The following is a 20,928-nucleotide window of genomic DNA, read 5'->3' on the forward strand; positions in this document are numbered from 1 at the left end:
GATCTTCAACGGGCTGGGACGGTCCTTCAGCGGCCTGCCCGGGCACGAAACGGGCATGAAGCGGACACGAGACGGACGGGAGTGGGCGATGACGGGCCCCGTGCTGGCCGTCGACCAGGGCACGTCGGGCACCAAGGCCCTGGTGATCTGCCCACAACGCGGCGTCATCGGTTCCGGCACCTCCCCGGTGCGCCCGCGCCACCTGCCGGGCGGCCGGGTCGAGGCCGACCCGCTCGAACTGCTCGGATCGGTCGTCGACGCCGGGCGCCGCGCCCTGGCCGCGGCGGGGGAGCCGGTCGTCGCCGTGGGCTTGTCCAACCAGGGCGAGACGGTCCTCGCCTGGGAGCCGGCGACCGGTGCGCCGCTGACCGACGCGATCGTCTGGCAGGACAGACGTGCGGCGGGAATCTGCGCCGAACTCGCGCCGCACGCCGACCGGTTGCGGGAGACGACCGGACTGCCGCTCGATCCGTACTTCGCCGCCCCGAAGATGGCCTGGATCCGCCGGCACCTGACCCGCGAGGGCGTGGTGACGACCAGCGACGCCTGGCTGGTGCACCGGCTCACCGGGGAGTTCGTCACCGACGCGGCGACGGCCGGGCGCACCCAGCTGCTCGACCTCGACCGGGTCGCCTGGTCACCGGACGCCCTGGAGACCTACGGACTCAGTGGCGAACCCCTGCCACGGATCGTGGACGCGGCGGGTGTTGTGGGCGGCACGGACGCCTTCGGCCCCGACGTGCCGCTGACCGGCCTGCTGGTCGACCAGCAGGCCGCGCTCCTGGCCCAGGGCGCGATCGAGCCGGGCGCCGCCAAGTGCACCTACGGCACCGGGGCGTTCCTGCTCGCCCAGACCGGCGACCGCCCCCGGCGCGGCGACTCGGGGCTGGTCGCCTGCGTGGCGTGGCGGCTCGCCGGGCGGGCCCGCTACTGCCTGGACGGTCAGGTGTACACGGCCGCCTCCGCCGTGCGCTGGCTCACCGACCTCGGGGTCATCGGCGGGGCCGCCGACCTCGACCGGGTGGGGTCCTCCGTCCCGGACGCGGGCGGCGTCACCTTCGTACCGGCGCTGGCGGGGCTCGCCGCCCCCTGGTGGCGCGGGGACGCCCGGGGGGCGGTGACCGGCCTCGGGCTGGACACGACGGCCGGGCACCTCGTGCGGGCCCTGTGCGAGGGCATCGCCGCCCAGGTGGTGGAGCTCGCCGGGGCGGCCGGGGCCGACCTGGGCGCCCCGCTCGCGTCCCTGCGCGTCGACGGCGGGCTGACCCGCTCCGCGCTGCTGATGCAGACCCAGGCGGACCTGCTCCAACTGCCCGTGGAGGTGGCCCAGTCACCGGACGCCACCGCTCTCGGCGTGGGCGCCCTCGCCCGCCTCGGCGTCGACCCGCGGCTGCCGCTCGGGGAGGCGGTCCCCCGGTGGCGGCCGTCCGCCGTGTACGAACCGCGCGTCTCCGCCGACGAGGCGGCCGGGCGGATGGAGGCCTTCCGAGCGGCGGTCGCCGCGCTGCCGGAGCGTACGCCGTGACCGGCGGCGGGCCGTCCGCCGAACCGTACGACGTGGTCGTCGTCGGCGCCGGGGTCGTCGGCTCGGCCATCGCCCGGGAACTGGCCCGCCACCCGCTGCGCACAGCCCTGGTGGACGCGGCGGACGATGTGGGCGAGGGCACGTCGAAGGCCAACACCGCGATCCTGCACACCGGTTTCGACGCCGTCCCCGGTTCACTGGAGGCCCGGCTGGTCCGGGAGGGGCAGCGGCGTCTCACCGAGTACGCCGCCGAGGTGGGCATTCCCGTGGAGCCCGTGGGCGCGCTGCTCGTCGCCTGGGACGAGGAGCAGCTCGCCGCGCTGCCCGGCCTGGCGCGCAAGGCCGAGGAGAACGGGTACGGAAAGGCCCGGCTCATCGGCCCCGAGGAACTGCGCCTGCGCGAGCCGCACCTCGGGCCGGGCGCGCTCGGCGCCCTGGACGTGCCGGACGAGAGCGTCATCTGTCCGTGGACGACCGTGCTCGCGTACGCCACGCAGGCCGTCCGCGCGGGGGTGGACCTGCTGCTGGGCCACCGGGTGGAGGACGTCCGGCCGGGTCACGAGCTGGTGACGACCAGGGGTGTGCTGCGCACCCGGTACCTCGTCAACGCGGCGGGCCTGTACGCGGACGAGCTGGACCGGCGCCTCGGCCACCGCGACTTCACCGTGCGGCCCCGGCGCGGCCAGCTGATGGTGTTCGACTCCTTCGCCCGCGACCTGGTGCGGCACATCCTGCTGCCGGTACCGACCGCGCTGGGCAAGGGCGTGCTGGTCGCCCCCACCGTGCACGGCAAGGTGCTGCTCGGACCCACCGCCGAGGACATGGACGACCGGACGGCGACCGGATCGACGGCCGAGGGCCTGGCGTTCCTCCGGGAGAAGGGCCGCCGGATCCTGCCCGCCCTGCTGGAGGAGGAGGTCACGGCGGTCTACGCGGGCCTGCGGGCGGCGACCGAGGAGGACGACTACCGGATCGCCTGCCATCCCCGGCAGCGGTACGTCACCGTCGGCGGCATCCGCTCGACGGGGCTGACGGCTTCGATGGCGATCGCCGCCCATGTGGTGGAACTGCTGGCCGGCGCCGGACTGGAGTTGGGGCCCGCGCACCGGCTCCCCGCGGTGCGGATGCCGAACGTGGGCGAGGCGTTCCCACGCCCGTACGCCGACGCGGAGGCGATAGCGGCCGATCCGGCGTACGGGGAGATCGTGTGCCATTGCGAGCGGGTGACGCGCGGTGAGATCCGCGACGCGCTCGCCTCGACGGTCCCGCCCGCCTCGCCCGCCGGCCTGCGGCGCCGGACGCGGGCGGGGGGCGGCCGTTGCCAGGGGTACTACTGCGGGGCGGCGATCCGGGCGCTGTTCGAGGAGGCACGGTGACGACGGCACGCACGGTCGACGTGCTCGTCGTCGGGGCGGGGCCCGCCGGGCTCTGCGCCGCCGCCCGGCTGGCGGCCCTGGGCGCGGGCACCGTGGAGGTCCTGGAGCGGGAGCCGAACCCCGCGGGCGTCCGGCGGTGGGCGGACGCGGCGGTACGGGCCGGGGCGGTGCTCCGTACCGGAGTCACCGCCACCGGCTGGTCCGGCCCGCTCACGCTCGGCACGACGAGCCCGTCCGGCCGGGAGCGGGTCACCGCGCGGGCGGTGATCCTGGCGACCGGTGCCCGGGAACGCCCGCGTGGAGCCCGGCTGGTGCCGGGGACCCGCCCGGCCGGGGTGTGGACCGGGGGCGAACTGCGCCGGGCGGTGTACGGCCACGGGCAGGACGTCGGCACCCGCGCGGTTGTCGTCGGGGCGGGGCCGGACGCCCGGCGGGCGGTGCGGACGCTGCGCCGGGCGGGCGTGGAGGTGGCGGCGCTGGTCACGGAGGAGCCGTGGCGTGCGCCGGGGGCCCTGACCGGCCGGACGCCCGTGCTGGGCGGTACCACGGTCGCCGAGATCCTGGGGCGGGGGCGCTTGTCGGGCGTACGGGTGCTGCGCCGGGACGGGCGGGCGGCGACCGTGGCGTGCGACACCGTGGTCTTCACCGGCGACTGGATCCCGGAGCACGACCTGGCGCGCACGGGCGGGGTGGCCCTCGACCCGGCGACGCGCGGGCCGGCCGTGGACGGCGCGTTCCGCACGTCGGTGACGGGCGTGTTCGCGGTGGGCGGCCTGCTGCACGGCGGTGAGCCGGCCGGTACGGCCGTCGAGGAGGGACGGGCGGTGGCGGCGCCGGTGCTGGCACACCTGTCGGGCCGCGCGCCCTGGCCGGGGGCCTGCGTCCCGGTGGTGGCGGACGCGCCGCTGCGGTGGGTCACACCGAACCGGCTGGGCACGGCGGGCGGCCGCCTCCTGCTGCGCGCCGGCCGGCCGCTGGCGCTGCCCGTGGTGGTGGTGAGCCAGGACGGCGCCCCGCTGCTCCGGCGGCGGGTGTGGCGCGTGGTCGTCCCGTCCCGTTCGCTGACGCTGCCCGCCGGATGGGCGGCGCGCGTCGATCCGGGCGGTGGGCCGGTCCGGGTCAGGGTGGTGTGATGCCGGCGGCGGTCGCCGCACGGCTCAGCACGTCCCTGAGCATGGCGGGGGTGAGACGGCCGGTGAAGGTGTTGCGCTGGCTGACGTGGTAGCAGCCGAAGAGGTCCAGGTGCGGTCCCCCGTCGGTGGCGGCCAGGGTGATGTGCGCCCCGTGCGCGAACGCCGGCCGGGGCCTGGGCACCGACCAGCCGCCCGCGGCGAGGGCGGGCAGGGTGGCCTGCCAGCCGAAGGCGCCGAGGACGACGACGGCGCGCACGGTGGGGCGCAGCAGCCGCAGCTCGCCGGCCAGCCAGGGGCGGCAGGTGTCCCGTTCCCCGGGCGTGGGTTTGTTGGCGGGCGGGGCGCAGTGGACCGGGGCGGTGACCCGTACCCCGTACAGGCGCAGCCCGTCGTCGGCGCGGGTGGCGTCCGGCCGGCTGGCGAGACCGACCTGGTGCAGCGCGGCGTAGAGGACGTCGCCGGAGCGGTCGCCGGTGAACATGCGGCCGGTGCGGTTGCCGCCGTGGGCGGCGGGCGCGAGGCCGATGACGAGGAGCCTGGCGTCGTCGGGGCCGAAGCCGGGCACGGGCCTGGCCCAGTAGTCCCAGCCGGTGTAAGCCCGTCGCCCCTCCCGGCCAACCTGTTCCCGCCAGGCGACCAGCCGGGGGCAGGCCCGGCAGTGTGTGACGCGCTCGTCGAGTACGGGCACGGACGGGGCGGCGGCGGCCTCCCGCTCGGGGAAGGCGGGATCGTCGGTTCGGCCGCCGGACCCTTCGGACACGGACATGTGACCTCTCGCTCCCTCGCTCGGGGTGATCGTTCCGCCTACCGACGCTAACGCGGTGGCCGATGGGCAGACTTCCGGCATGACGGTGAGGCGAAGCGCGGGTCTGCTGCTGTTCCGGATCTCGGGCGGGGAGCTGGAGGTGCTCATCGCCCATATGGGCGGCCCGGCGTGGGCGTCCCGCGACGCGGGGGCGTGGTCGGTCCCGAAGGGCGAGTACACGGCGGACGAGACGCCCGAGGCGGCCGCGCGGCGCGAGTTCGTGGAGGAGCTGGGCCTGCCGGTCCCGGACGGGAAGCCGGTGCCGCTCGGCGAGACGCGCCAGGCCGGCGGCAAGACCGTCACCGTGTGGGCGGTGGAGGCCGACCTCGACCCGGCGGCGGTGGTGCCCGGCACGTTCACCATGGAGTGGCCGCGCGGATCGGGACGGACGCGGGAGTTCCCGGAGGTGGACCGGGTGGCGTGGATGACTCCGGAGGAGGCGGCGCCCCGGCTCGTCTCGGGCCAGCGGGTGTTCCTGGAGCGGCTGGTGGAGTACGTGCGCGAGCGCGACGAGAGCTGATTGTCAGTGCCGTGCGCGAGAGTGGACTGCGGGGATCACACCAACCGGTCGACAGGGAGCGAGAGATGACCACCACCCTGACCACGCCCGAGCGGGCCGCGGCGCAGGCGTACATCCGTCTGCTGGAGGCGACGCAGGCGGTGCTCACCGATCCGGCGCTCGCTCCGATGGCGGGCGTGTACCTGTCGGCGCCGATGGCGGAGGCGGACGAGGCGTTGCGCCGGGCCGGCCTGACGGGCAATGAGGCGCGGCTGCTGCGGCTGGTGTCCGCGCTGCGGTCACCGGGCGCTGCCGCCTCCTCGTAGCCGTACGGGCAGGGTGCGCACGCTGTTGCCCACGAAGCTCGGGACGCGGGGCCTCCGTGCCTCCCCACGCCGCGCGGCCGCCGGTGGCCGGCGCCGTCGGCAGGTCATGCCCGGGACGGTGGCGAAGGTCCGCCGGGGCCGGCCGCCGGGTATCAGCCCGTCCCCGCGGGGCCGTGAAGCGTTGGGCCCCCTTGGCCACGTACGGGGGTGAGGAATCGCCACAGCGCCTTGTGGCCGAGCACGGCCGTACCCGGTGCGTCGCCGGGGAGAACGACGGGCGCGACGGCGCCCTGGGCGAGGAGCCGCGGGTCGGCGGCATGCGGACAGCCGCCGACGGGGTCCGTACGGCGCGGTCGTGCGGCGTTCATGAGCGGTCTCCCATCCGCCCCACGGAACTCGTCACACGGACGCACGACGACGCGCCCGGGTAGTGTCGCGCGGGCCGTCAGCCCTCCACCCAGCCGTGTGAGCGGGCCAGCTCGGCGACCCGGGTGCGCACCCGCTTGAGCTGCGCGGTGGTCAGGGTGGCGTCGGCGTCGATGAGGACCTCGGTCAGCTCGGCCTGGAACTCCGCGGTGGACAACACGTCGAGGGTGTCGTCGTCGGGGTCGTCCCGCAGGGCGGGGACACTCTCGGGCGCCGGGCGGCGGACGGGCTGGTGAACGAGCCGGATCCCGGAGGCCTTGGGCCCCTTGTCCCCCATCTCCAGGTGGAATTCGACCTCGCGGCCCGCCTGGTACAGGTACTTGTCGTCGAGCAGGTCGTTCGCGTGCATGAAGACGTCCTCGCCGCCTTCCCTGGGAACGATGAACCCGTAACCGCGGACCTCGTCGAACCGAAGGATCTTGCCCATCATCAGCACAGCCGTACCTCCACGCCAACACCACTGCTTTTCCACCCGGGCGCGTCCCCCTCGGGCCCGCTCGGCTCGGCGGTGAATCTACAGCCGTTCGCCCCCGGCCCGCAGCGGTCGGACAGGGGCCGTGCGACGCACCCGGGTGTACCACAGCAGCATCATCGGCGGCAGGAGCAGCTCGACGCCGATGAAGGCCGTGTGCACGGGGTGCGGCGCACCCACGTCGAGGTACGAGACGCCACGGGCGATCCCCCCGAGGAACACGGCGCCGAAGGCCGCCCAGACAGCGGCGGCGTGGTCCTCCGGGCGGCGGGAGGCCACCGCCAGGACGAGGCCGAGGGCGCACCAGATCCCGGCGAAGAAGCGGTAGTTGCTGTCGACCGTCGTGCTCACCTCGGGGTCGCCCGGCAGCAGCGAGGGCCCGACGACCATTTCCAGCACCCCGGTGACCAGTACGAACAGCGTCAGCAGGGTGAGCACCCACTGAAAGCCCCGACGTGACGACACGACCACTCCCCCACCTCTCACCGCGCCACCGCCCTGTCCGGGTGACCGGTCTCCATCGTCGGCCGGAGTGCTCCCGGGCGGAAGCGCCCGGTGATGCGCCCCGCGCCCTGATTGATACCGTGCGGGGTATGGGCGGTGAGCCGGGCGGCTGTGATCCGAGTGTGCATCAGCTGCGGCTGCTGCTCGTGCTGGCCGAGGAACTGCACTTCGGCCGGGCGGCCAGGCGCCTCTACATCAGCCAGCCGGCGTTCAGCCGCCAGATCCGCAGGCTGGAGGACCACCTGGGTCTCGTCCTCGTGGAACGCTCCACCCGGCGTGTGCGGCTGACCGCTGCCGGAGAAGCCCTCCTCCCCCGGGTCCGCGCCCTGGTGGGGGCCGCCGACGAGCTGCGGGAGGCCGTACGGCAGCGGGCGCGGACACTCGCGGGCCGGGTGGTCGTGGGCTGCTACATCACCGCCCTGCCCTTCGTCACCGCTCTGGCCGGAGGGTTGCGCGACCGCCATCCCGGCCTTGAGGTGGTGCTGCGGGAGGTGGACTTCGTCGATCAGACCGCCGCCCTCCTGGACGGCCGGGTGGACGCCGTACTGGCGTACGGTCCCCTGCCGCCCGGGATCCAGACGCTCCCGCTGGCGACGGAGCGGCAGGTGGTGTGCCTGTGGGAGCGGCACCCGCTGGCGGGCCGGGACTCCGTGTCGCTCGCGGAGCTGGCGGACCTGCCCGTCATCGGATCCTCGCCCGGCGTGGCCCGGGTGTGGCGGGACTTCTGGGCGGCGGACCCCCGCCCGGGCGGGGCGCCGGTCACGTACACCGGGCACACGGCTGCGACGTTCGAGGCGGGGATGTCGGCGGTCATCCAGGGGCACGGCATCCGTTTCGTGTCGGCCAGTTGCCGCGAGCTGTTCCCCCGGCCGGGCATCCGCTACGTCGACGTGTCGGACGCGGCCGTGTGCACGGCGGTGCTCGCCTGGTCATCCGCACGCCGCGACACACCCGAGGTCGCCGCGCTGCGTCGCACGGTGGGCGGCATGGTGGGAAGGGGAGGGACCGACCCGAACCCTCGCTGGTGGCACACCGAGCACACCGAGTCCTAAGGGGATTGACATGCCGATGATGCGCCGGGCACGCGTGTCCGACCACCACACGCTCGTCGACTGCGTGCACAGGTGGTGTGGCGAGTCGCCCGCACCCGCCGGGCCCCGCGAGCCGTCGCTGCTGCTGCCGAAGCTCTTCCTGCAGTTCTTCGCGGGCACGAGCCTGGTCGCGGAGGACAGTACGGGGGTCAAGGCGTTCCTGGTCGGCCTCCATTCGGCCGACAACGAGGAGGACGCCTACATCCATTTCGTGGTGGTCGATCCGGTGCTGCGGGGGCGCGGCCTGGCGCGCGGCCTGTACACGGCGTTCCTCGACCGGGCCGCCGCGGCCGGGCGGCGGGAGGTGCGGGCGGTGGCGGTCCCGGGAGACGGCGGGGCGGTCGCGTTCCACCGGGCGCTGGGGTTCAGCGTGGTGGGCGGCGACCACGAGGTGGAGGGGGTTCCGGTGCACCGTGACTACGACGGTCCGGGGCAGGACAGGATCTGCTTCCGCAGGAGGATCGGGTCCCAGCAGGTATGAGAGAGCGGGCCGGTGGAGGTCTCGGCCACGGGCCCCGAAGCGGACCGCCCCCCTGTTCTCGCGCGCGGTGCGCGCGGCCCGCGCCACAGGGGCCCGGTGGTAACCACGCCCGGACAGCGCGGCGCCCGTCCTGTCGACGAGGACGAGGACGGTCGCGTCCTCCGCGCCTGTGGTACGCCGCCCGCCCAGCGCCCGCCGGCGGGCAGCGGGTCCGGCCGAGGGCGGCGAACCGCGCCGGAGTGGGGCCCTAGGTCCGTGGCCGGGAGGGGGCGTGTTCTGGCCGCCCGCCCGCGTCCTCATCCCACCGATCTCCGCGACGGCGCGCCCTCCGTGTCATACGATCACGCCCGGCGGCCGCGTCACCGGCGTCACCCCCGGCGCCGCCCGAAGGCCGCCCACGCGCCCATGGAGGTCAACCGTGACGAGGACTGCCGGCGGCAAGCGACGCGCCCACCGCTCCCGTACCGTCTTCACCGCCGGTGCCGCGGCGGCCGGGCTGTTGTTCGTCACCACCGGGTGCGGCAACGGCGACGACGGGCCGGGCGAGGCCGCGGGCGGGGTGCCCGTGGTCGAGAAGGGCAAGCTGACGACCTGCACCCATCTGCCGTACCCACCCTTCCAGTTCGAGCAGGACGGCAAGATCGTCGGCTTCGACGTGGCGCTGGTCGACCTGGTGGCGAAGGACCTCCAGGTCGAACAGAAGATCCTCGACACGCCGTTCGAGAACTTCAAGACCGGCGCGTTCCTCAACTCCGGCGAGTGCGACCTGGCCGCCGCCGGGATGACGATCACCGATGAGCGCAGGAAGAACGTCGACTTCTCCGTCCCCTACTTCGACGCCACCCAGGCCCTGCTGGCGAGCAGGAAGAGCGGTGTCACCACCCTCGCCGAGGTCAAGGCGGAGAAGCTGAAGCTCGGCGCCCAGGCCGAGACCACCGGCGAGAGCTACGCCACCGGCCAGGGTTTCGACCCGGTGGCGTTCGAGAGCTCCGACGCCGTGCTCAACGGCCTGCGCACCGGCCAGGTCGACGCCGTCGTCATCGACTACCCGGTCGTACGGGGCTGGCTGAAGGACAAGGCCAACGCCGAGGCCTTCACCCTCGGGCAGAACATCGAGACCGGCGAGCAGTACGGCTTCTCGGTGAAGAAGGGCAACGACAAGCTGCGCGCCGCCATCGACAAGGCGATCAGGGACGCCAAGGCCGACGGCACGTACGACAAGATCTACGAGCAGTGGATCGGCCCCCTGCCGAAGGGCCGGTCGTGACCTCACGGCTGACCAGGCGGCAGCGGCGCCGGGTCTCGCAGGGTGTCCAGTACGCGGTCTTCGTCGCCGTCGTCGTCGCGATCGCCGTCCTGGCCGACTGGGACCGTCTGCGGAACCAGTTCGCCCAGGCGGACCTGGCCGGGCGGCTCTTCCCCGACATCATCACCACCGCGCTGCGCAACACGGTGGTGTACACGCTCTCCGGGTTCGCCTTCGGCCTCGTGCTGGGTCTGGTCATCGCCCTGATGCGCCTGTCGTCGGTGGCGCCCTACCGCTGGGCGGCGAGCGTCTACATCGAGATCTTCCGCGGCCTGCCGGCCCTGCTGATCTTCATTTTCGTCGGGGTGGCCGTACCGCTGGCGTTCCCGGGAACGGACATCCCCGGCGGTACGTACGGCAAGGTCGCCCTCGGCCTCGGGCTGGTGGCCGCGGCGTACATGGCGGAGACGATCCGGGCGGGCATCCAGGCCGTGCCGAAGGGCCAGATGGAGGCGGCGCGATCGCTGGGCTTCTCCCACGCCCGCGCCATGGTGTCGGTGATCCTCCCGCAGGCGTACCGCATCATCATCCCGCCGCTCACCAATGAACTGGTGCTGCTGTTCAAGGACTCCTCACTGGTGCTGTTCCTCGGAGTGACCCTGGACGAGCGGGAACTGACCAAGTTCGGCCGGGACCTGGCCAGCCAGACCGCGAACTCCACACCCATCCTCGTCGCCGGCCTGTGCTACCTGCTGGTGACGATTCCGTTGAGCTTCGTGGTGCGCCGCCTCGAGGTCCGTGCCGCCAGGGCCAAGTGAGGATGCCGATGCCGACACCGAACGAGATCGAGATCCGCGGCCTGCACAAGTCCTTCGGCGACAACGAGGTGCTGCGCGGCATCGACCTGGACGTCGCCGCCGGCGAGGTGGTGTGCGTCATCGGGCCGTCCGGCTCCGGCAAGTCGACGCTGCTGCGCTGTGTGAACCTGCTGGAGGAGCCGACCCGGGGGCAGGTGTTCGTGGGCGGTACGGAGGTGACGGACCTGGACGTCGACATCGACGCCGTGCGCCGCCGCATCGGCATGGTGTTCCAGCAGTTCAACCTCTTCCCGCACGTGACGGTGACCGAGAACCTCACCCTGCCCCAACGGCGGGTGCTGGGGCGCGCCAAGGCGCACGCGGCGAAGGTCGCCGGGGAGAACCTGGAGCGGGTCGGGCTGGCGGACAAGGCGGACGCGTACCCGGCGCAGTTGTCGGGCGGTCAGCAGCAGCGGGTGGCGATCGCGCGGGCGCTGGCGATGGGACCGGAGGTGATGCTGTTCGACGAGCCGACGTCGGCGCTCGACCCCGAGCTGGTCGGTGACGTGCTTGCCGTCATGCGGATGCTGGCGGCGGAGGGCATGACGATGATGGTGGTCACGCACGAGATGAGCTTCGCCCGGGAGGTCGCCGACCGGGTGGTGTTCATGGACGGTGGCCGGATCGTCGAGGAGGGCCCGGCCGCGCAGGTGGTGGGCGACCCGCAGCACGAACGCACACGGCACTTCCTGACCCGCGTCCTCGACCCGGCCGCCGCCGAACCGCCCGGGCCGGACGGGGATCAGTGAGCGGTACGCCGCGTCCTGGCGAGCAGGATCAGCGACGCCACGGCGGCGAAGGCGCACCAGGTGGAGATGAACTCGGTGCGCCACAGCACCAGGCACAGCGCCGCCCCGGCGGCGACGACCGCTCCGAGCAGCCGCAGCAGCCGGTCGCCCGCGAGGAGCAGCGCGCCGATGGTGGCCAGCAGGTAGCCGCCGACGAACAGCGGGGCGTACGGCAGGTCGAGCACGTACCCGATGGTGCGGCCCCGGATGTGGGCCGTCACCGGCCGGAGGGCGAGCCGGTACGCGAGCGCGGCCGCCGTCACCAGTCCCACGGCGGCCGGGACGGCGAGGCGGGCGCGTCCCCCGGGCGGGGTGACGAGCAGGACACCGAGCGGAACCCACAGGGGCAGCAGGGGCAGCGCGATGACGGCCCAGGCCTGGGTCGCGGCGCCGCTGCCGCCGTCGGCGTCCCACACGGCGGCTTCGACGATCTGATGGGCGCCGAGCAGCAACGGCAGGGCGGCGAGCGGCAGTTCGCGCACATCGCGGGCACGTGCCACGCAGACGGCGCCGACCGTCGCGATGACGGTGCCGGCCACGAGGTCGGCCGTCGCGTTCCAGCACATGGGGGCAGCGTACGGGGGTGACCGTCCGGCGGCCGGGAGGAGATCCCCCGTCAGCGCTCCGGGTGTCGCGGGCCCCGCGCCGCAGGACGGCCGGGGCACGGGGCCGGTGCCGGCGTTCCCGGCGGCGCGCGCGTACGGGGCCGGTCGCGTCCCGCCGCCCGGCGCCGCGGCTCCGGGCTCCGGGTCTCGGGCTCCGGCCGCACCGCCCCCGGAGCCGGGACGGCTCATGTCCCCGTACCGTACTGCTCGGCCTGGAGGAGGTACATGCGCCGGTAGCGGGAGTCCGGCCGGTCCATCAGCTCCTCGTGGGAGCCCGACTCGACGAGCCGGCCCTCGTGGAGGACGTGGATGACGTCGGCGGACTGGATGCCGGCCATGCGGTGGCTGACGAGCACGACGGTCCGCCCCTCCCCGGTGAGGGCGCGGACGCGCCGGAAGGACTCGATCTCCGCCTCGGGGTCGAGGGCGGAGGTCGGTTCGTCGGCGATCACGAGGGGGGCCTCGCGGTACCGCAGGCGGGCCTGGCCGACGGTCTGCCACTGCCCACCGGAGAGGTCGGAGCCGTGCCGGAACTGACGGGCGAGCAGGGTGTCGTAGCCGCGCGGCAGGGTGGAGCCGAGCCGGTCGGCGCCGGAGTACGTGGCGGCACGCTCGACACGGTCCGCGTCCGGGGGCGCGTCGGGCTGTCCGATGTGGATGTTGGTGCGCAGGGTGAAGGGCCAGCGCTGGAAGTCCTGGTCGAGGACGGCGACATGGCGGAAGACGTCCAGCCGGTCGGCTTCGGCCAGGTCGGTGTCTCCCCACAGGACGCGGCCGTCGACCGGGCGGTGGAGCCCGGCGAGGATCTTGACGAGGGTGGACTTGCCCGATCCGTTCGCACCGACCAGGGCGACGACCGAGCCGGCGGCGATGGTCAGGGAGACGCCGCGCAGAGCGGGTTCCTCGCGATCCGGATAGCGGAAGCTGACGTTCTCGAAGGTGATCTTCTCGGGGAAGTCCGGGACGGGTGTGCCGCCGGTGGGGATGGCCCGCCTCTCGGCCGCCGCGGTGAACCGGTCCAGGTCGCGGACGTAGAGGGACTCCTCGTGGAGCGTGTTGACGTGTGTGATCAGGGCGCTGAGGCTGGCGGAACCGGTGCGCACCGCCAGGGCGGCGGTACCCGCCATGGCGATGTCCATACGGCCGGTGACCAGCAGGATGCCGAGGGCGGCGTACGTGAGGAGGGTGGCGAGGCCGGAGAACGCCGCCGCGAGCAGTTCGGTGACGGCGCGCCCGTCGGCGAGGCGGGTCTGTTCGGCCTCGGAGGTCTCGGCCATGTCGTGGAACCGGTCGAGGAGGTAGCGGCCCACCTGGTGGACACGGACCTCCTGGGCCGATTCACGGCTGGTGATGAGGTTGTTGACCAGGCGGGCCGCTCGTTCGTGCTCGATCCAGTTCATACGGGAGGCGTAGCGGCGCTGCGCCACATGCATGGCTCCCCAGCCGCGTGGCAGGGCGATCAGCACCAGCAGCGGCAGGAGCGCCGGGTGCAGCACGGTGAGGACGCCGGCGGCCGCGACGATGGTGAAGACGCCGTTCAGGGCCCCCACGCATGCGCCGATCATGTTCCGGGCGGCCAGGGCGCCGAACTGGGCGGAGTCCAGGAGCTTGCGGAAGGCTCCGTCCTCGATGGCTTCGAGCTCCACGTCAGCGGCGCGTTGCAGGTACTTCTCGGTGGCGAGCCTTTCGACCTTGGGTTCCAGGCGGCCGGTGCCGGCGGTGGACAGGCTGGCGAGCACCGCGTTGACCACGGCGAGCACCCCGGCGGCGATCAGCGCGGGAAGGGCCGCGCGGAGGCGTTCGACGGTGGTGCCGGTGGCGAAGAGGGCGTGGAGGACCTGGTTCGTCAGGAGCAGCCCGGCGGCCTGGGCGGCGCCCTGACCGATCTCGGTGAGGCCGACGGTCAGCAGCGCGCGCCGGTCCGACTCCCAGGCGAGCCGCAGAGTGCCGCCCAGGAGGTGGGGCAGGGCCCGTACGGCGGCCAGGGGTTTGAGGTCCAGCATGGCGTACTCGTGCCTGGCCCAGCCGAAGTCGTAGCGCAGGGCACCGCCGAACAGCTCGCGCTCACTGTCGGAGACGGGCGGCTCCGTCCGCCAGGCACGCCGGAACAGCTTCTTGTCACGCACGATCCCCACCCCCGGACGCCGCGGCGCCATTGCCGTCGCAGCAACCGCTCCCCCACCGCCGATCGGGTGAAACGTCCCCTTGCGGGGCGGGCGCGTCGCAGCCTCCATGCATCAGATGATCCTATTTTCACCGTTATGCGAATGACTGGACTGACCGTGCTTCCGGCCGTGCTGTGCGGGTTGTGCGTGGCGGGCCCCGGAGCCGCGGCACTGCCGGGCGATGGTCACGAGGCGCCGGGGACGCGCACGGCGGTCGGCGTCTACGGAGCGGCGGGTACGGAAAGGGCGCTCGGTGCGCAGGGGGTGGCGCTCGGTGCGGATGAAGCGCCGTCCGTGACCGGCAACCCGATGGCCGGGAACCACGGCTTCGGCGTCGTGACACGGCGGGACGCGCTGCTGGCGGGCACGGAGGCCGGGAGCCCCGTCGCCGTGGGCGGCGACCTGACCCTGGGGTCGAGGTTCGGCGTCGCGCCCCGCCGCGAGGGCGGCTACACGGCGCCCGGCGACGCCCGGCCCACCGCCCTCCTGGTGCACGGCGCGGTCGACTTCGCCGGCAGCGCGGCGGACGCGGTGCTGCGGGTGACCGGCGACGGTTACATCAAGATCGGCGACCTGACGGGCAGCGCCACGCTGGCCACCGGCATGGACGGCGCACCGGTCAAGACCCGGCTGGTGACGGCCGGCGCGGGGTACGGCACGACGCCGCGCGTCGAACTGTCCACCGCCCAGCCACCCGCGTCCGTCGGCCCCGCGCCGGGCCTCGTCGACTTCGGCGGGCTCTTCGCCGACCACCGGCGGCGCGCCGACGCCCTGGCCCACTGCCGGGGCACGGTGACGCCGCACGCCCTCGGCGCCACGGTGCGGATCCGGCTCGCCGACCACCGGACGAACGTGCTGCGACTGACCGGCACGCAGCTCGCGGGCATCCGGACGCTGGCGTTCGAGAACCGGCCCACGGCGGCGCGACCCCTCGTGGTGGTCGTCGACACCACGGCCGAGGGCGGCGAGCTGAACTGGCGCACACCGACGACGACGGGGCTCGGTGACGAGGACGCGCCCTACGTGCTGTGGTCCTTCGCCGACACCAGGCAGCTGACCCTCACGGCCGGAGCCACCCTGCGGGGTTCCGTCCACGCTCCACGCGCGGCGCTGACGGACCGGAGCCCCGCCGACATCGCGGGCGACATCGTGGTCCGCTCGCTGGAGGCGGGCCCCCGCACGGGCGGGATCCGCAGCGCCCCGTTCGCGGCGGAGCCGCAGTGCGCCCGGACACCGGCACCCGCCCGCGTTGCGGCCACGGGGGCGGAGGCGAAGCCGGAGCCGGGCGGGGGCCCGGGGACGGGCTCGGCGGCGGGCCTCGGGGCGGCCCTGGCGGCGGCGGAGCCGGGAGCGGAGCCAGGTCCGGGGGCGGACACAGGGGCGGGCGCGGGCCCGGCGGCGGGCGCGGGCCCAGCGGCGGGCGCGGAGGAGAGCGCGGAGGAGAGCGCGGGCGCAGAGGCGGGGGCGGCGGCGAGGGCGAGCGCGGGAGCGGGGGCGAGCGCGGGGGCGGGGGCGAGCGCGGGGGCGGAGCCAGGTCCGGAGGCGAAGCCGGGCCGGGAAGCGGGGGCGGGCCCGGAGCCGGGCCGGGAGCCGGAACCGGAGGCGAAGCCGGGGCCGGGGGCGGACGCGGAAGGGGAGGCGGAGCCGGACCCCGGCCCGGAGTCCCCTGTCGCGGCCGTCACGGGCGACCGCCCCGGTTCCGGGCCCTCCCCTGCCGAACCTTCCCCGATGGAGCCGTCCCCCGCCGCGGGCACCGCCATGGCGGAGACCGGGCCCCGGTCGAAGCTCTGGCTCCTGGGCGCCGGAGCGGCCGTGCTCGTCACCGCCGGAACCGCCCTGACCAGGGCGGCCCGCCGTGGACGCCGGGACGCCGGCGAGTGAGCCGGACCGCCCATAAAAGACAGGAGCCCGGGTACCCGAACCGCCTCCCGAAGGCCGACGAGGAGGGCAGAGCACCCGTGAGGAACCACTCGCAAGACGCCACCCAGTCCGGCGGTCCGCCCGGGCCCGCCGACCCGACCGGGCCGACCGGGCCCCTGGGGCTGCGGCTGGCCGGGGGCAGAGCCGTGGAGGGCGCGCCCGACGACGCGCTCCTCGCCTCGCCCGCGGGCGGCGGGACGGTGGCCGGTGCCCCGAGCGGCCCCGGAGGTGCCGGAGCCCCCGGAGGCGTCGCAGCCGCCGGAGGCCCTGGTGGCCCCGGGGGCGGCCATCCTCCGGACCGTACGCAGGCCATCCTCGAGGCCACGAAGCAGGTGGCGGCGCTGCTGAAGAGCGCCGGCCACCCGTTCGCCCTGGTCGGCAGTGTGGCGGCGTACGCGCACGGTGTGCCCCAGAGCCTCCAGCACGACACCGACTTCGCGATCCTCCGGGAGGACGCGGAGGTGATCACGCGGGATCTGGAGGCCGCCGGTATCCAGGTGCGGGTGCCGCCGGAGGACTGGCTGATCAAGGCGCGGAGCCATGGTGAGGAGATCGACCTGATCTTCGAGCTCGCACGGCATCCGGTGACCCGTGAGCTGCTGGACCGGGCTCACACGCTGCCGGTGGATTCGGTCCGGATGCCGGTGCTGGCGCCGACCGACCTGGTGGGAAGCCTGCTGGCCGCCTTCTCCGAGCACCACTGCGACTTCGGTGCCGTCCTGCCGATCGCCCGCACGCTGCGGGAGAAGATCGACTGGGAGCTGTTGCGCCGGGAGAACGAAGGCTCCCCGATGCCCGAGGCGTTCCTGTACCTGCTGGAACGCCTGAACGTGATCGAACCCCGGGAGGCAACGCCATGAGCGCCGCCGACACCGCCGAGTACCGCATCGCCCATCTGCGGGACCGGCTGGCGAGCGAGGACATCGCCGAACTCGGCATCAGGATCGAGCAGCGCGGTACCAGCGTGATGCTGTACGGAACCGTCGCCAGCGCCGACTGCCGTGCCGAGATCCTGCGCATCGCCCACGAGGAACTGGCCGGTCTGCCCCTGCGCGAGGACCTCGTCGTGGTCCGCGCGGACGCCCCCGACCACCCCGAGGAGCTGTCGTGATCCGAGTAGCAGCGGTCGGCGACATCCATCTGGGCCCGGGCAGCGCGGGCACCTTGCGACCGGCCTTCGACACCCTGCACGAGCAGGCGGACCTGCTCCTGCTCGCCGGTGACCTGACGCGCCACGGCACGGTCGAGGAGGGCGAGATCGTGGCCGGCGAAGTGGCCGGGCTGGGCGTGCCGGTGGTCGCGGTCCTGGGCAACCACGACTACCAGAGCGACCAGGAGGCGGAGGTCACGGCGGCGCTCGACCGGGCGGGCGTGACCGTGCTGGAGGGCGAGGGCACGGTGCTGAACATCGGCGGCGTGCGCGTGGGCGTCGCCGGGACGAAGGGGTTCGGCGGCGGTTTCGCCGGGCGCAGCGGCGGTGAGTTCGGCGAGCCGGAGATGAAGGACTTCATCCGCTACACCCGGCGTTGCGCGGACGGCCTGCGCAAGTCCCTGACCATGCTGAACGAGGCGGACTGCGCGGTGCGGATCGCGCTGACGCACTACGCGCCCGTGCCGGACACGCTGGCGGGCGAGCCGCTGGAGATCTACCCCTTCCTGGGGAGCTACCTGCTGGCGGAGGCGGTCGACGACGCGGGCGCCGACCTCGCGGTGCACGGTCACGCGCACATGGGGACCGAGCACGGGATGACCAGCGACGGCGTACGGGTGCGCAATGTCGCCCAGCCGGTTATCGGCCGGGCCTTCGCCGTCTACCACCTGCCCGTCCACGCCGGGAGCGCCGCGGCGGGCGACGGCGGTGCGAGGGCGGGGGCCGACACGGTGGGCGCCCGCTAGTCCGGTGGTTGGACTCCCCGGCAGACGGGTAACGGGGCATACTGCGACACACAGGGCGCAATCAGGACGCAATCAAACAAAAGCAGCAGAGGAGCCGAGGATCGTGACGGACGTTTCGAGCCAGGGTCCCGCACCCGGCGACGACCGGAAGGTACTCACCAACCGGCAGGGCCACCCTGTCTACGACAACCAGAACCAGCGCACGGTCGGGGCCCGCGGTCCCGCAACGCTGGAGAACTACCAGTTCCTCGAGAAGATCAGCCACTTCGACCGGGAGCGGATCCCCGAGCGCGTCGTCCATGCCCGCGGGGTGACGGCCTACGGCTACTTCGAGGCGTACGGCGCGTGGGGCGACGAGCCGATCAGCCGCTACACCCGCGCCAAGCTCTTCCAGGAGCGCGGCAAGCGCACCGACCTGGCCGTCCGCTTCTCCACCGTGATCGGCGGCCGCGACTCCTCGGAGGCGGCGCGCGACCCGCGAGGGTTCGCGGTGAAGTTCTACACCGAGGACGGCAACTGGGACCTCGTGGGGAACAACCTCGGCGTGTTCTTCATCCGGGACGCCATCAAGTTCCCCGACGTGATCCACGCCCTCAAGCCCGACCCGGTCACCTTCGAGCAGCAGCCGCGCCGGATCTTCGACTTCATGTCGCAGACGCCGGAGTCGATGCACATGCTCGTCAACCTCTTCAGCCCGCGCGGCATCCCGGCCGACTACCGCCATATGCAGGGGTTCGGCGTCAACACCTACAAGTGGGTGAACGCGGAGGGCGACTCGGTCCTGGTCAAGTACCACTGGATGCCCAAGCAGGGCGTACGGAGCATGACCGAGGAGGACGCGGCCAATGTGCAGGCCGAGGGCCTCGGCCACGCCACGAAGGACCTGTACGAGGCGGTCGGGCGGGGCGACCACCCGGAGTGGGAGCTGCTGGTCCAGATCATGGAGGACCACGACCACCCGGAGCTGGACTTCGATCCGCTGGACGACACCAAGACGTGGCCGGAGCAGGACTTCCCGCCGAAGCCGGTCGGCCGGATGGTGCTCGACCGGATGCCGGAGAACTTCTTCGCGGAGAACGAGCAGATCTCCTTCGGCACGGGTGTGCTGGTGGACGGCCTGGACTTCTCGGACGACAAGATGCTGGTCGGCCGGACCTTCTCGTACAGCGACACCCAGCGCTACCGGGTCGGCCCGAACTACCTGCAACTGCCGGTCAACCAGGCGAAGAACGCGGACGTGCGGACCAACCAGCGCGACGGGTCGATGACGTACCACGTGGACGGCGCCGGTGAGAACGCCGACGTGAACTACGAGCCGTCGATCCGGGGCGGGCTGCGCGAGGGCGAGTACCCCGCGCACGACGAGCAGGGTCCCGAGATCCGCGGCAGGCTCACCCGCAAGCGGATCCCGCGCACCAACGACTACATGCAGGCCGGCCAGCGTTACCTGCTGATGGAGCAGTGGGAGCGGGACGACCTGGTGCACAACTTCGTCAACCTGCTGAAGCAGTGCGACCGGCCGGTGCAGGAGCGGATGGTCTGGCACTTCCTGCTGGTCGAGAACGACCTGGGCCTGCGCGTCGGCGAGGGCCTCGGCATCGGCCCGCAGGACGTGTCGCACCTCGAGCCCCTGGCGAGCCAGGACCTCACCGAGGAGGACCGGAAGCGGCTGGCCAACCTCGGGGACAACCCGCCCCGGAACGTCGAGGGCCTGACGATGACGCACTGCGTGCCCGACGAGCGGCATGTCGTGACCCGCTGACCGCGCCGCACGCCCGAGGGCCCCGCCGTGGTCGGCGGGGCCCTCGGGCGTGCGGGCCGGACGGGCGTGCGCCGTACGGCAAGGGGCAGGGCCCCGGTGTCCGGTCCGACGGGCCGCGCCCGCCTCCGCACCGCCGGCCGGCGGGCTCAGGGGCGGCGCCAGGCGTCGCTCTCCAGGTGGGAGCCGGCCTGCGGCCCCATGCGGAGCATGCCGCCGTCCACGACCCATGAGGCGCCGGTGACGTACGAGGCGTCCTCGCCCGCGAGGAACGCGATGACCGACGCGACCTCCCGTGCGTCACCCGGACGCCCCAGCGGCACACCCGGGCGGGACTGCTTCCGTACGTCCTCCTCGTCCTGGCCGGTCATCGGGGTGGCGATCTCGCCCGGCGCGACGGCGTTCACGGTGATGCCGTACTCGGCCAGCTCCAGCGCCATGACCTGGGTGAGCAGCCCCAGTCCGCCCTTGGCCGCGCAGTAGGGCGCCGCCCCGACGCGGGGCTGGTGCTCGTGCACGGACGTCACGTTGACGATCCGTCCGCCGTCCCCCTGCTCGATCATGCGGCGCGCGGCGACCTGGGAGCAGAGGAACGGCCCGACCAGGTCGACGTCCAGCACGTGCCGGACGGTGTCATAGGACATGTCCAGGAAGGGCGTGGCCGTGCCGGTTCCCGCGTTGTTCACCAGGACGTCGACGCGGCCGAGTTCGCCGGCCAGCTCGTCGACGACGCGCGCGGCTTCCGGCAGTCGCGTCAGGTCGAGGTGCGCGACGGCGGCGCGGCGGCCGTGGCCGCGTACCTCCTCGGCGGTCCGGCGCGCGCCGTCCTCGTCGGCGTGCCAGGTGATGCCGACGTCCATGCCCTGCGCGGCGAGCCGTACGGCGGTGGCGCGGCCGATGCCGGAGTCGGAGCCGGTGACGACGGCGACGGGGGTGCCCCTGTTCACGGACGGGTTCATCGTGCCTCCTCGGCAGGTTCGCGACGTGCGCTCAGGACCTTGGCGGTACCACGTGACGGGTGAGACGAAACGGCGTCCGAGGGGTTCATGTGGCT

Annotated in this window: 21 protein-coding genes; 15 read left to right on the top strand and 6 right to left on the bottom strand. The window is 73.9% G+C overall.

Annotation, left to right across the window (positions count from 1 at the left end):
- Positions 1–88 precede the first annotated feature (88 nt).
- The 3 genes from ABD347_RS13235 to ABD347_RS13245 are packed head-to-tail and all read left to right on the top strand — an operon-like array spanning position 89 to position 4,034.
- Positions 89–1,525, top strand: a complete 1,437-nt coding sequence (locus ABD347_RS13235; RefSeq protein ID WP_344360862.1) for an FGGY family carbohydrate kinase — start codon at positions 89–91, stop codon at positions 1,523–1,525.
- Positions 1,522–2,901, top strand: a complete 1,380-nt coding sequence (locus tag ABD347_RS13240; RefSeq protein WP_344360427.1) for an FAD-dependent oxidoreductase — start codon at positions 1,522–1,524, stop codon at positions 2,899–2,901. The genes ABD347_RS13235 and ABD347_RS13240 overlap by 4 nt, the downstream gene beginning before the upstream one ends.
- Positions 2,898–4,034, top strand: coding sequence for an NAD(P)/FAD-dependent oxidoreductase (locus ABD347_RS13245; RefSeq protein ID WP_344360429.1), 1,137 nt, complete (start codon positions 2,898–2,900; stop codon positions 4,032–4,034). Before ABD347_RS13240 ends, ABD347_RS13245 begins: the two co-directional genes overlap by 4 nt.
- Here ABD347_RS13245 and ABD347_RS13250 read toward each other — a convergent pair.
- The gene (locus ABD347_RS13250; RefSeq protein ID WP_344360431.1) at positions 4,021–4,800 is read right to left on the bottom strand and encodes a uracil-DNA glycosylase; all 780 of its coding nucleotides are present in this window, start codon (positions 4,798–4,800) and stop codon (positions 4,021–4,023) included. The two genes, ABD347_RS13245 and ABD347_RS13250, sit on opposite strands and share 14 nt — an antisense overlap.
- A gap of 79 nt (positions 4,801–4,879) precedes the next feature.
- On the opposite strand from ABD347_RS13250, the gene ABD347_RS13255 reads away from it, so the two are divergent.
- Both ABD347_RS13255 and ABD347_RS13260 read left to right on the top strand, forming a co-directional pair.
- On the top strand, positions 4,880–5,359 hold the full coding sequence (locus tag ABD347_RS13255) for an NUDIX hydrolase (RefSeq protein ID WP_344360432.1): 480 nt from the start codon (positions 4,880–4,882) through the stop codon (positions 5,357–5,359).
- 65 nt (positions 5,360–5,424) lie between these two features.
- Entirely contained in the window at positions 5,425–5,664 is a 240-nt protein-coding gene (locus ABD347_RS13260) for a hypothetical protein (protein ID WP_344360434.1), read from the top strand.
- Between the two features lie 445 nt (positions 5,665–6,109).
- On the opposite strand, the gene ABD347_RS13270 is transcribed toward ABD347_RS13260, so the two are convergent.
- A complete protein-coding gene (locus tag ABD347_RS13270; RefSeq protein ID WP_425575644.1) occupies positions 6,110–6,520 on the bottom strand; it encodes a cold shock domain-containing protein in 411 nt (136 codons plus the stop codon).
- 84 nt (positions 6,521–6,604) lie between these two features.
- On the bottom strand, positions 6,605–7,027 hold the full coding sequence (locus tag ABD347_RS13275; protein WP_344360438.1) for a DUF4345 domain-containing protein: 423 nt from the start codon (positions 7,025–7,027) through the stop codon (positions 6,605–6,607).
- Positions 7,028–7,155: 128 nt separating this feature from the next.
- Between ABD347_RS13275 and ABD347_RS13280 the strand changes: the two genes are divergently transcribed.
- The 5 genes from ABD347_RS13280 (at position 7,156) to ABD347_RS13300 (ending at position 11,490) form a co-directional block, all read left to right on the top strand.
- Positions 7,156–8,118, top strand: a complete 963-nt coding sequence (locus ABD347_RS13280) for a LysR family transcriptional regulator (RefSeq protein WP_344360440.1) — start codon at positions 7,156–7,158, stop codon at positions 8,116–8,118.
- A 10-nt stretch (positions 8,119–8,128) separates the two neighbouring features.
- Entirely contained in the window at positions 8,129–8,638 is a 510-nt protein-coding gene (locus tag ABD347_RS13285; RefSeq protein WP_344360442.1) for a GNAT family N-acetyltransferase, read from the top strand.
- A 418-nt stretch (positions 8,639–9,056) separates the two neighbouring features.
- Complete coding sequence (locus tag ABD347_RS13290; RefSeq protein WP_425575645.1) at positions 9,057–9,905, top strand: ABC transporter substrate-binding protein; 849 nt, start codon at positions 9,057–9,059, stop codon at positions 9,903–9,905.
- Positions 9,902–10,702: an amino acid ABC transporter permease gene (locus ABD347_RS13295; RefSeq protein WP_344360444.1), complete on the top strand. Its 801-nt coding sequence runs from the start codon at positions 9,902–9,904 to the stop codon at positions 10,700–10,702. Before ABD347_RS13290 ends, ABD347_RS13295 begins: the two co-directional genes overlap by 4 nt.
- Positions 10,703–10,710: 8 nt before the next feature.
- A complete protein-coding gene (locus tag ABD347_RS13300; RefSeq protein ID WP_344360446.1) occupies positions 10,711–11,490 on the top strand; it encodes an amino acid ABC transporter ATP-binding protein in 780 nt (259 codons plus the stop codon).
- Here ABD347_RS13300 and ABD347_RS13305 read toward each other — a convergent pair.
- Positions 11,484–12,095 carry a DUF6629 family protein gene (locus tag ABD347_RS13305; protein ID WP_344360448.1) on the bottom strand — a complete coding sequence of 204 codons (612 nt, stop codon included), beginning with the start codon at positions 12,093–12,095 and terminating at the stop codon, positions 11,484–11,486. The genes ABD347_RS13300 and ABD347_RS13305 overlap by 7 nt on opposite strands.
- A gap of 224 nt (positions 12,096–12,319) precedes the next feature.
- The gene (locus tag ABD347_RS13310) at positions 12,320–14,260 is read right to left on the bottom strand and encodes an ABC transporter ATP-binding protein (protein ID WP_344360450.1); all 1,941 of its coding nucleotides are present in this window, start codon (positions 14,258–14,260) and stop codon (positions 12,320–12,322) included.
- 141 nt (positions 14,261–14,401) lie between these two features.
- Between ABD347_RS13310 and ABD347_RS13315 the strand changes: the two genes are divergently transcribed.
- The 5 genes from ABD347_RS13315 to ABD347_RS13335 all read left to right on the top strand — a co-directional run bounded on the left by ABD347_RS13315 (position 14,402) and on the right by ABD347_RS13335 (position 19,877).
- Complete coding sequence (locus ABD347_RS13315; protein ID WP_344360452.1) at positions 14,402–16,180, top strand: collagen-binding domain-containing protein; 1,779 nt, start codon at positions 14,402–14,404, stop codon at positions 16,178–16,180.
- A 77-nt stretch (positions 16,181–16,257) separates the two neighbouring features.
- Positions 16,258–17,079 (top strand): nucleotidyltransferase family protein, encoded by an 822-nt coding sequence (locus ABD347_RS13320; RefSeq protein ID WP_425575646.1) that lies wholly within the window; start codon positions 16,258–16,260, stop codon positions 17,077–17,079.
- Entirely contained in the window at positions 17,076–17,330 is a 255-nt protein-coding gene (locus ABD347_RS13325) for a hypothetical protein (protein ID WP_344360454.1), read from the top strand. The genes ABD347_RS13320 and ABD347_RS13325 overlap by 4 nt, the downstream gene beginning before the upstream one ends.
- A complete protein-coding gene (locus ABD347_RS13330; protein ID WP_344360456.1) occupies positions 17,327–18,115 on the top strand; it encodes a metallophosphoesterase family protein in 789 nt (262 codons plus the stop codon). The genes ABD347_RS13325 and ABD347_RS13330 overlap by 4 nt, the downstream gene beginning before the upstream one ends.
- A 103-nt stretch (positions 18,116–18,218) precedes the next feature.
- Positions 18,219–19,877, top strand: coding sequence for a catalase (locus ABD347_RS13335; RefSeq protein WP_344360458.1), 1,659 nt, complete (start codon positions 18,219–18,221; stop codon positions 19,875–19,877).
- Positions 19,878–20,023: 146 nt separating this feature from the next.
- Here ABD347_RS13335 and ABD347_RS13340 read toward each other — a convergent pair whose 3' ends face one another.
- Complete coding sequence (locus ABD347_RS13340) at positions 20,024–20,833, bottom strand: SDR family oxidoreductase (RefSeq protein ID WP_344360459.1); 810 nt, start codon at positions 20,831–20,833, stop codon at positions 20,024–20,026.
- Positions 20,834–20,928: the final 95 nt, after the last annotated feature.

This window comes from Streptomyces gobitricini (assembly GCF_039532985.1).
GTDB lineage: Bacteria > Actinomycetota > Actinomycetes > Streptomycetales > Streptomycetaceae > Streptomyces > Streptomyces gobitricini.

What these genes read in the sequence shown, in the direction of transcription:
- ABD347_RS13235 (WP_344360862.1), top strand. Translation starts at nt 89, where the DNA reads ATGACGGGCCCCGTGCTGGCCGTCGACCAGGGCACGTCGGGCACCAAG.
- ABD347_RS13250 (WP_344360431.1), bottom strand. Translation starts at nt 4,800, where the DNA reads ATGTCCGTGTCCGAAGGGTCCGGCGGCCGAACCGACGATCCCGCCTTC.
- ABD347_RS13255 (WP_344360432.1), top strand. Translation starts at nt 4,880, where the DNA reads ATGACGGTGAGGCGAAGCGCGGGTCTGCTGCTGTTCCGGATCTCGGGC.
- ABD347_RS13260 (WP_344360434.1), top strand. Translation starts at nt 5,425, where the DNA reads ATGACCACCACCCTGACCACGCCCGAGCGGGCCGCGGCGCAGGCGTAC.
- ABD347_RS13270 (WP_425575644.1), bottom strand. Translation starts at nt 6,520, where the DNA reads ATGATGGGCAAGATCCTTCGGTTCGACGAGGTCCGCGGTTACGGGTTC.
- ABD347_RS13280 (WP_344360440.1), top strand. Translation starts at nt 7,156, where the DNA reads ATGGGCGGTGAGCCGGGCGGCTGTGATCCGAGTGTGCATCAGCTGCGG.
- ABD347_RS13285 (WP_344360442.1), top strand. Translation starts at nt 8,129, where the DNA reads ATGCCGATGATGCGCCGGGCACGCGTGTCCGACCACCACACGCTCGTC.
- ABD347_RS13300 (WP_344360446.1), top strand. Translation starts at nt 10,711, where the DNA reads ATGCCGACACCGAACGAGATCGAGATCCGCGGCCTGCACAAGTCCTTC.
- ABD347_RS13305 (WP_344360448.1), bottom strand. Translation starts at nt 12,095, where the DNA reads ATGTGCTGGAACGCGACGGCCGACCTCGTGGCCGGCACCGTCATCGCG.
- ABD347_RS13315 (WP_344360452.1), top strand. Translation starts at nt 14,402, where the DNA reads ATGACTGGACTGACCGTGCTTCCGGCCGTGCTGTGCGGGTTGTGCGTG.
- ABD347_RS13325 (WP_344360454.1), top strand. Translation starts at nt 17,076, where the DNA reads ATGAGCGCCGCCGACACCGCCGAGTACCGCATCGCCCATCTGCGGGAC.
- ABD347_RS13340 (WP_344360459.1), bottom strand. Translation starts at nt 20,833, where the DNA reads ATGAACCCGTCCGTGAACAGGGGCACCCCCGTCGCCGTCGTCACCGGC.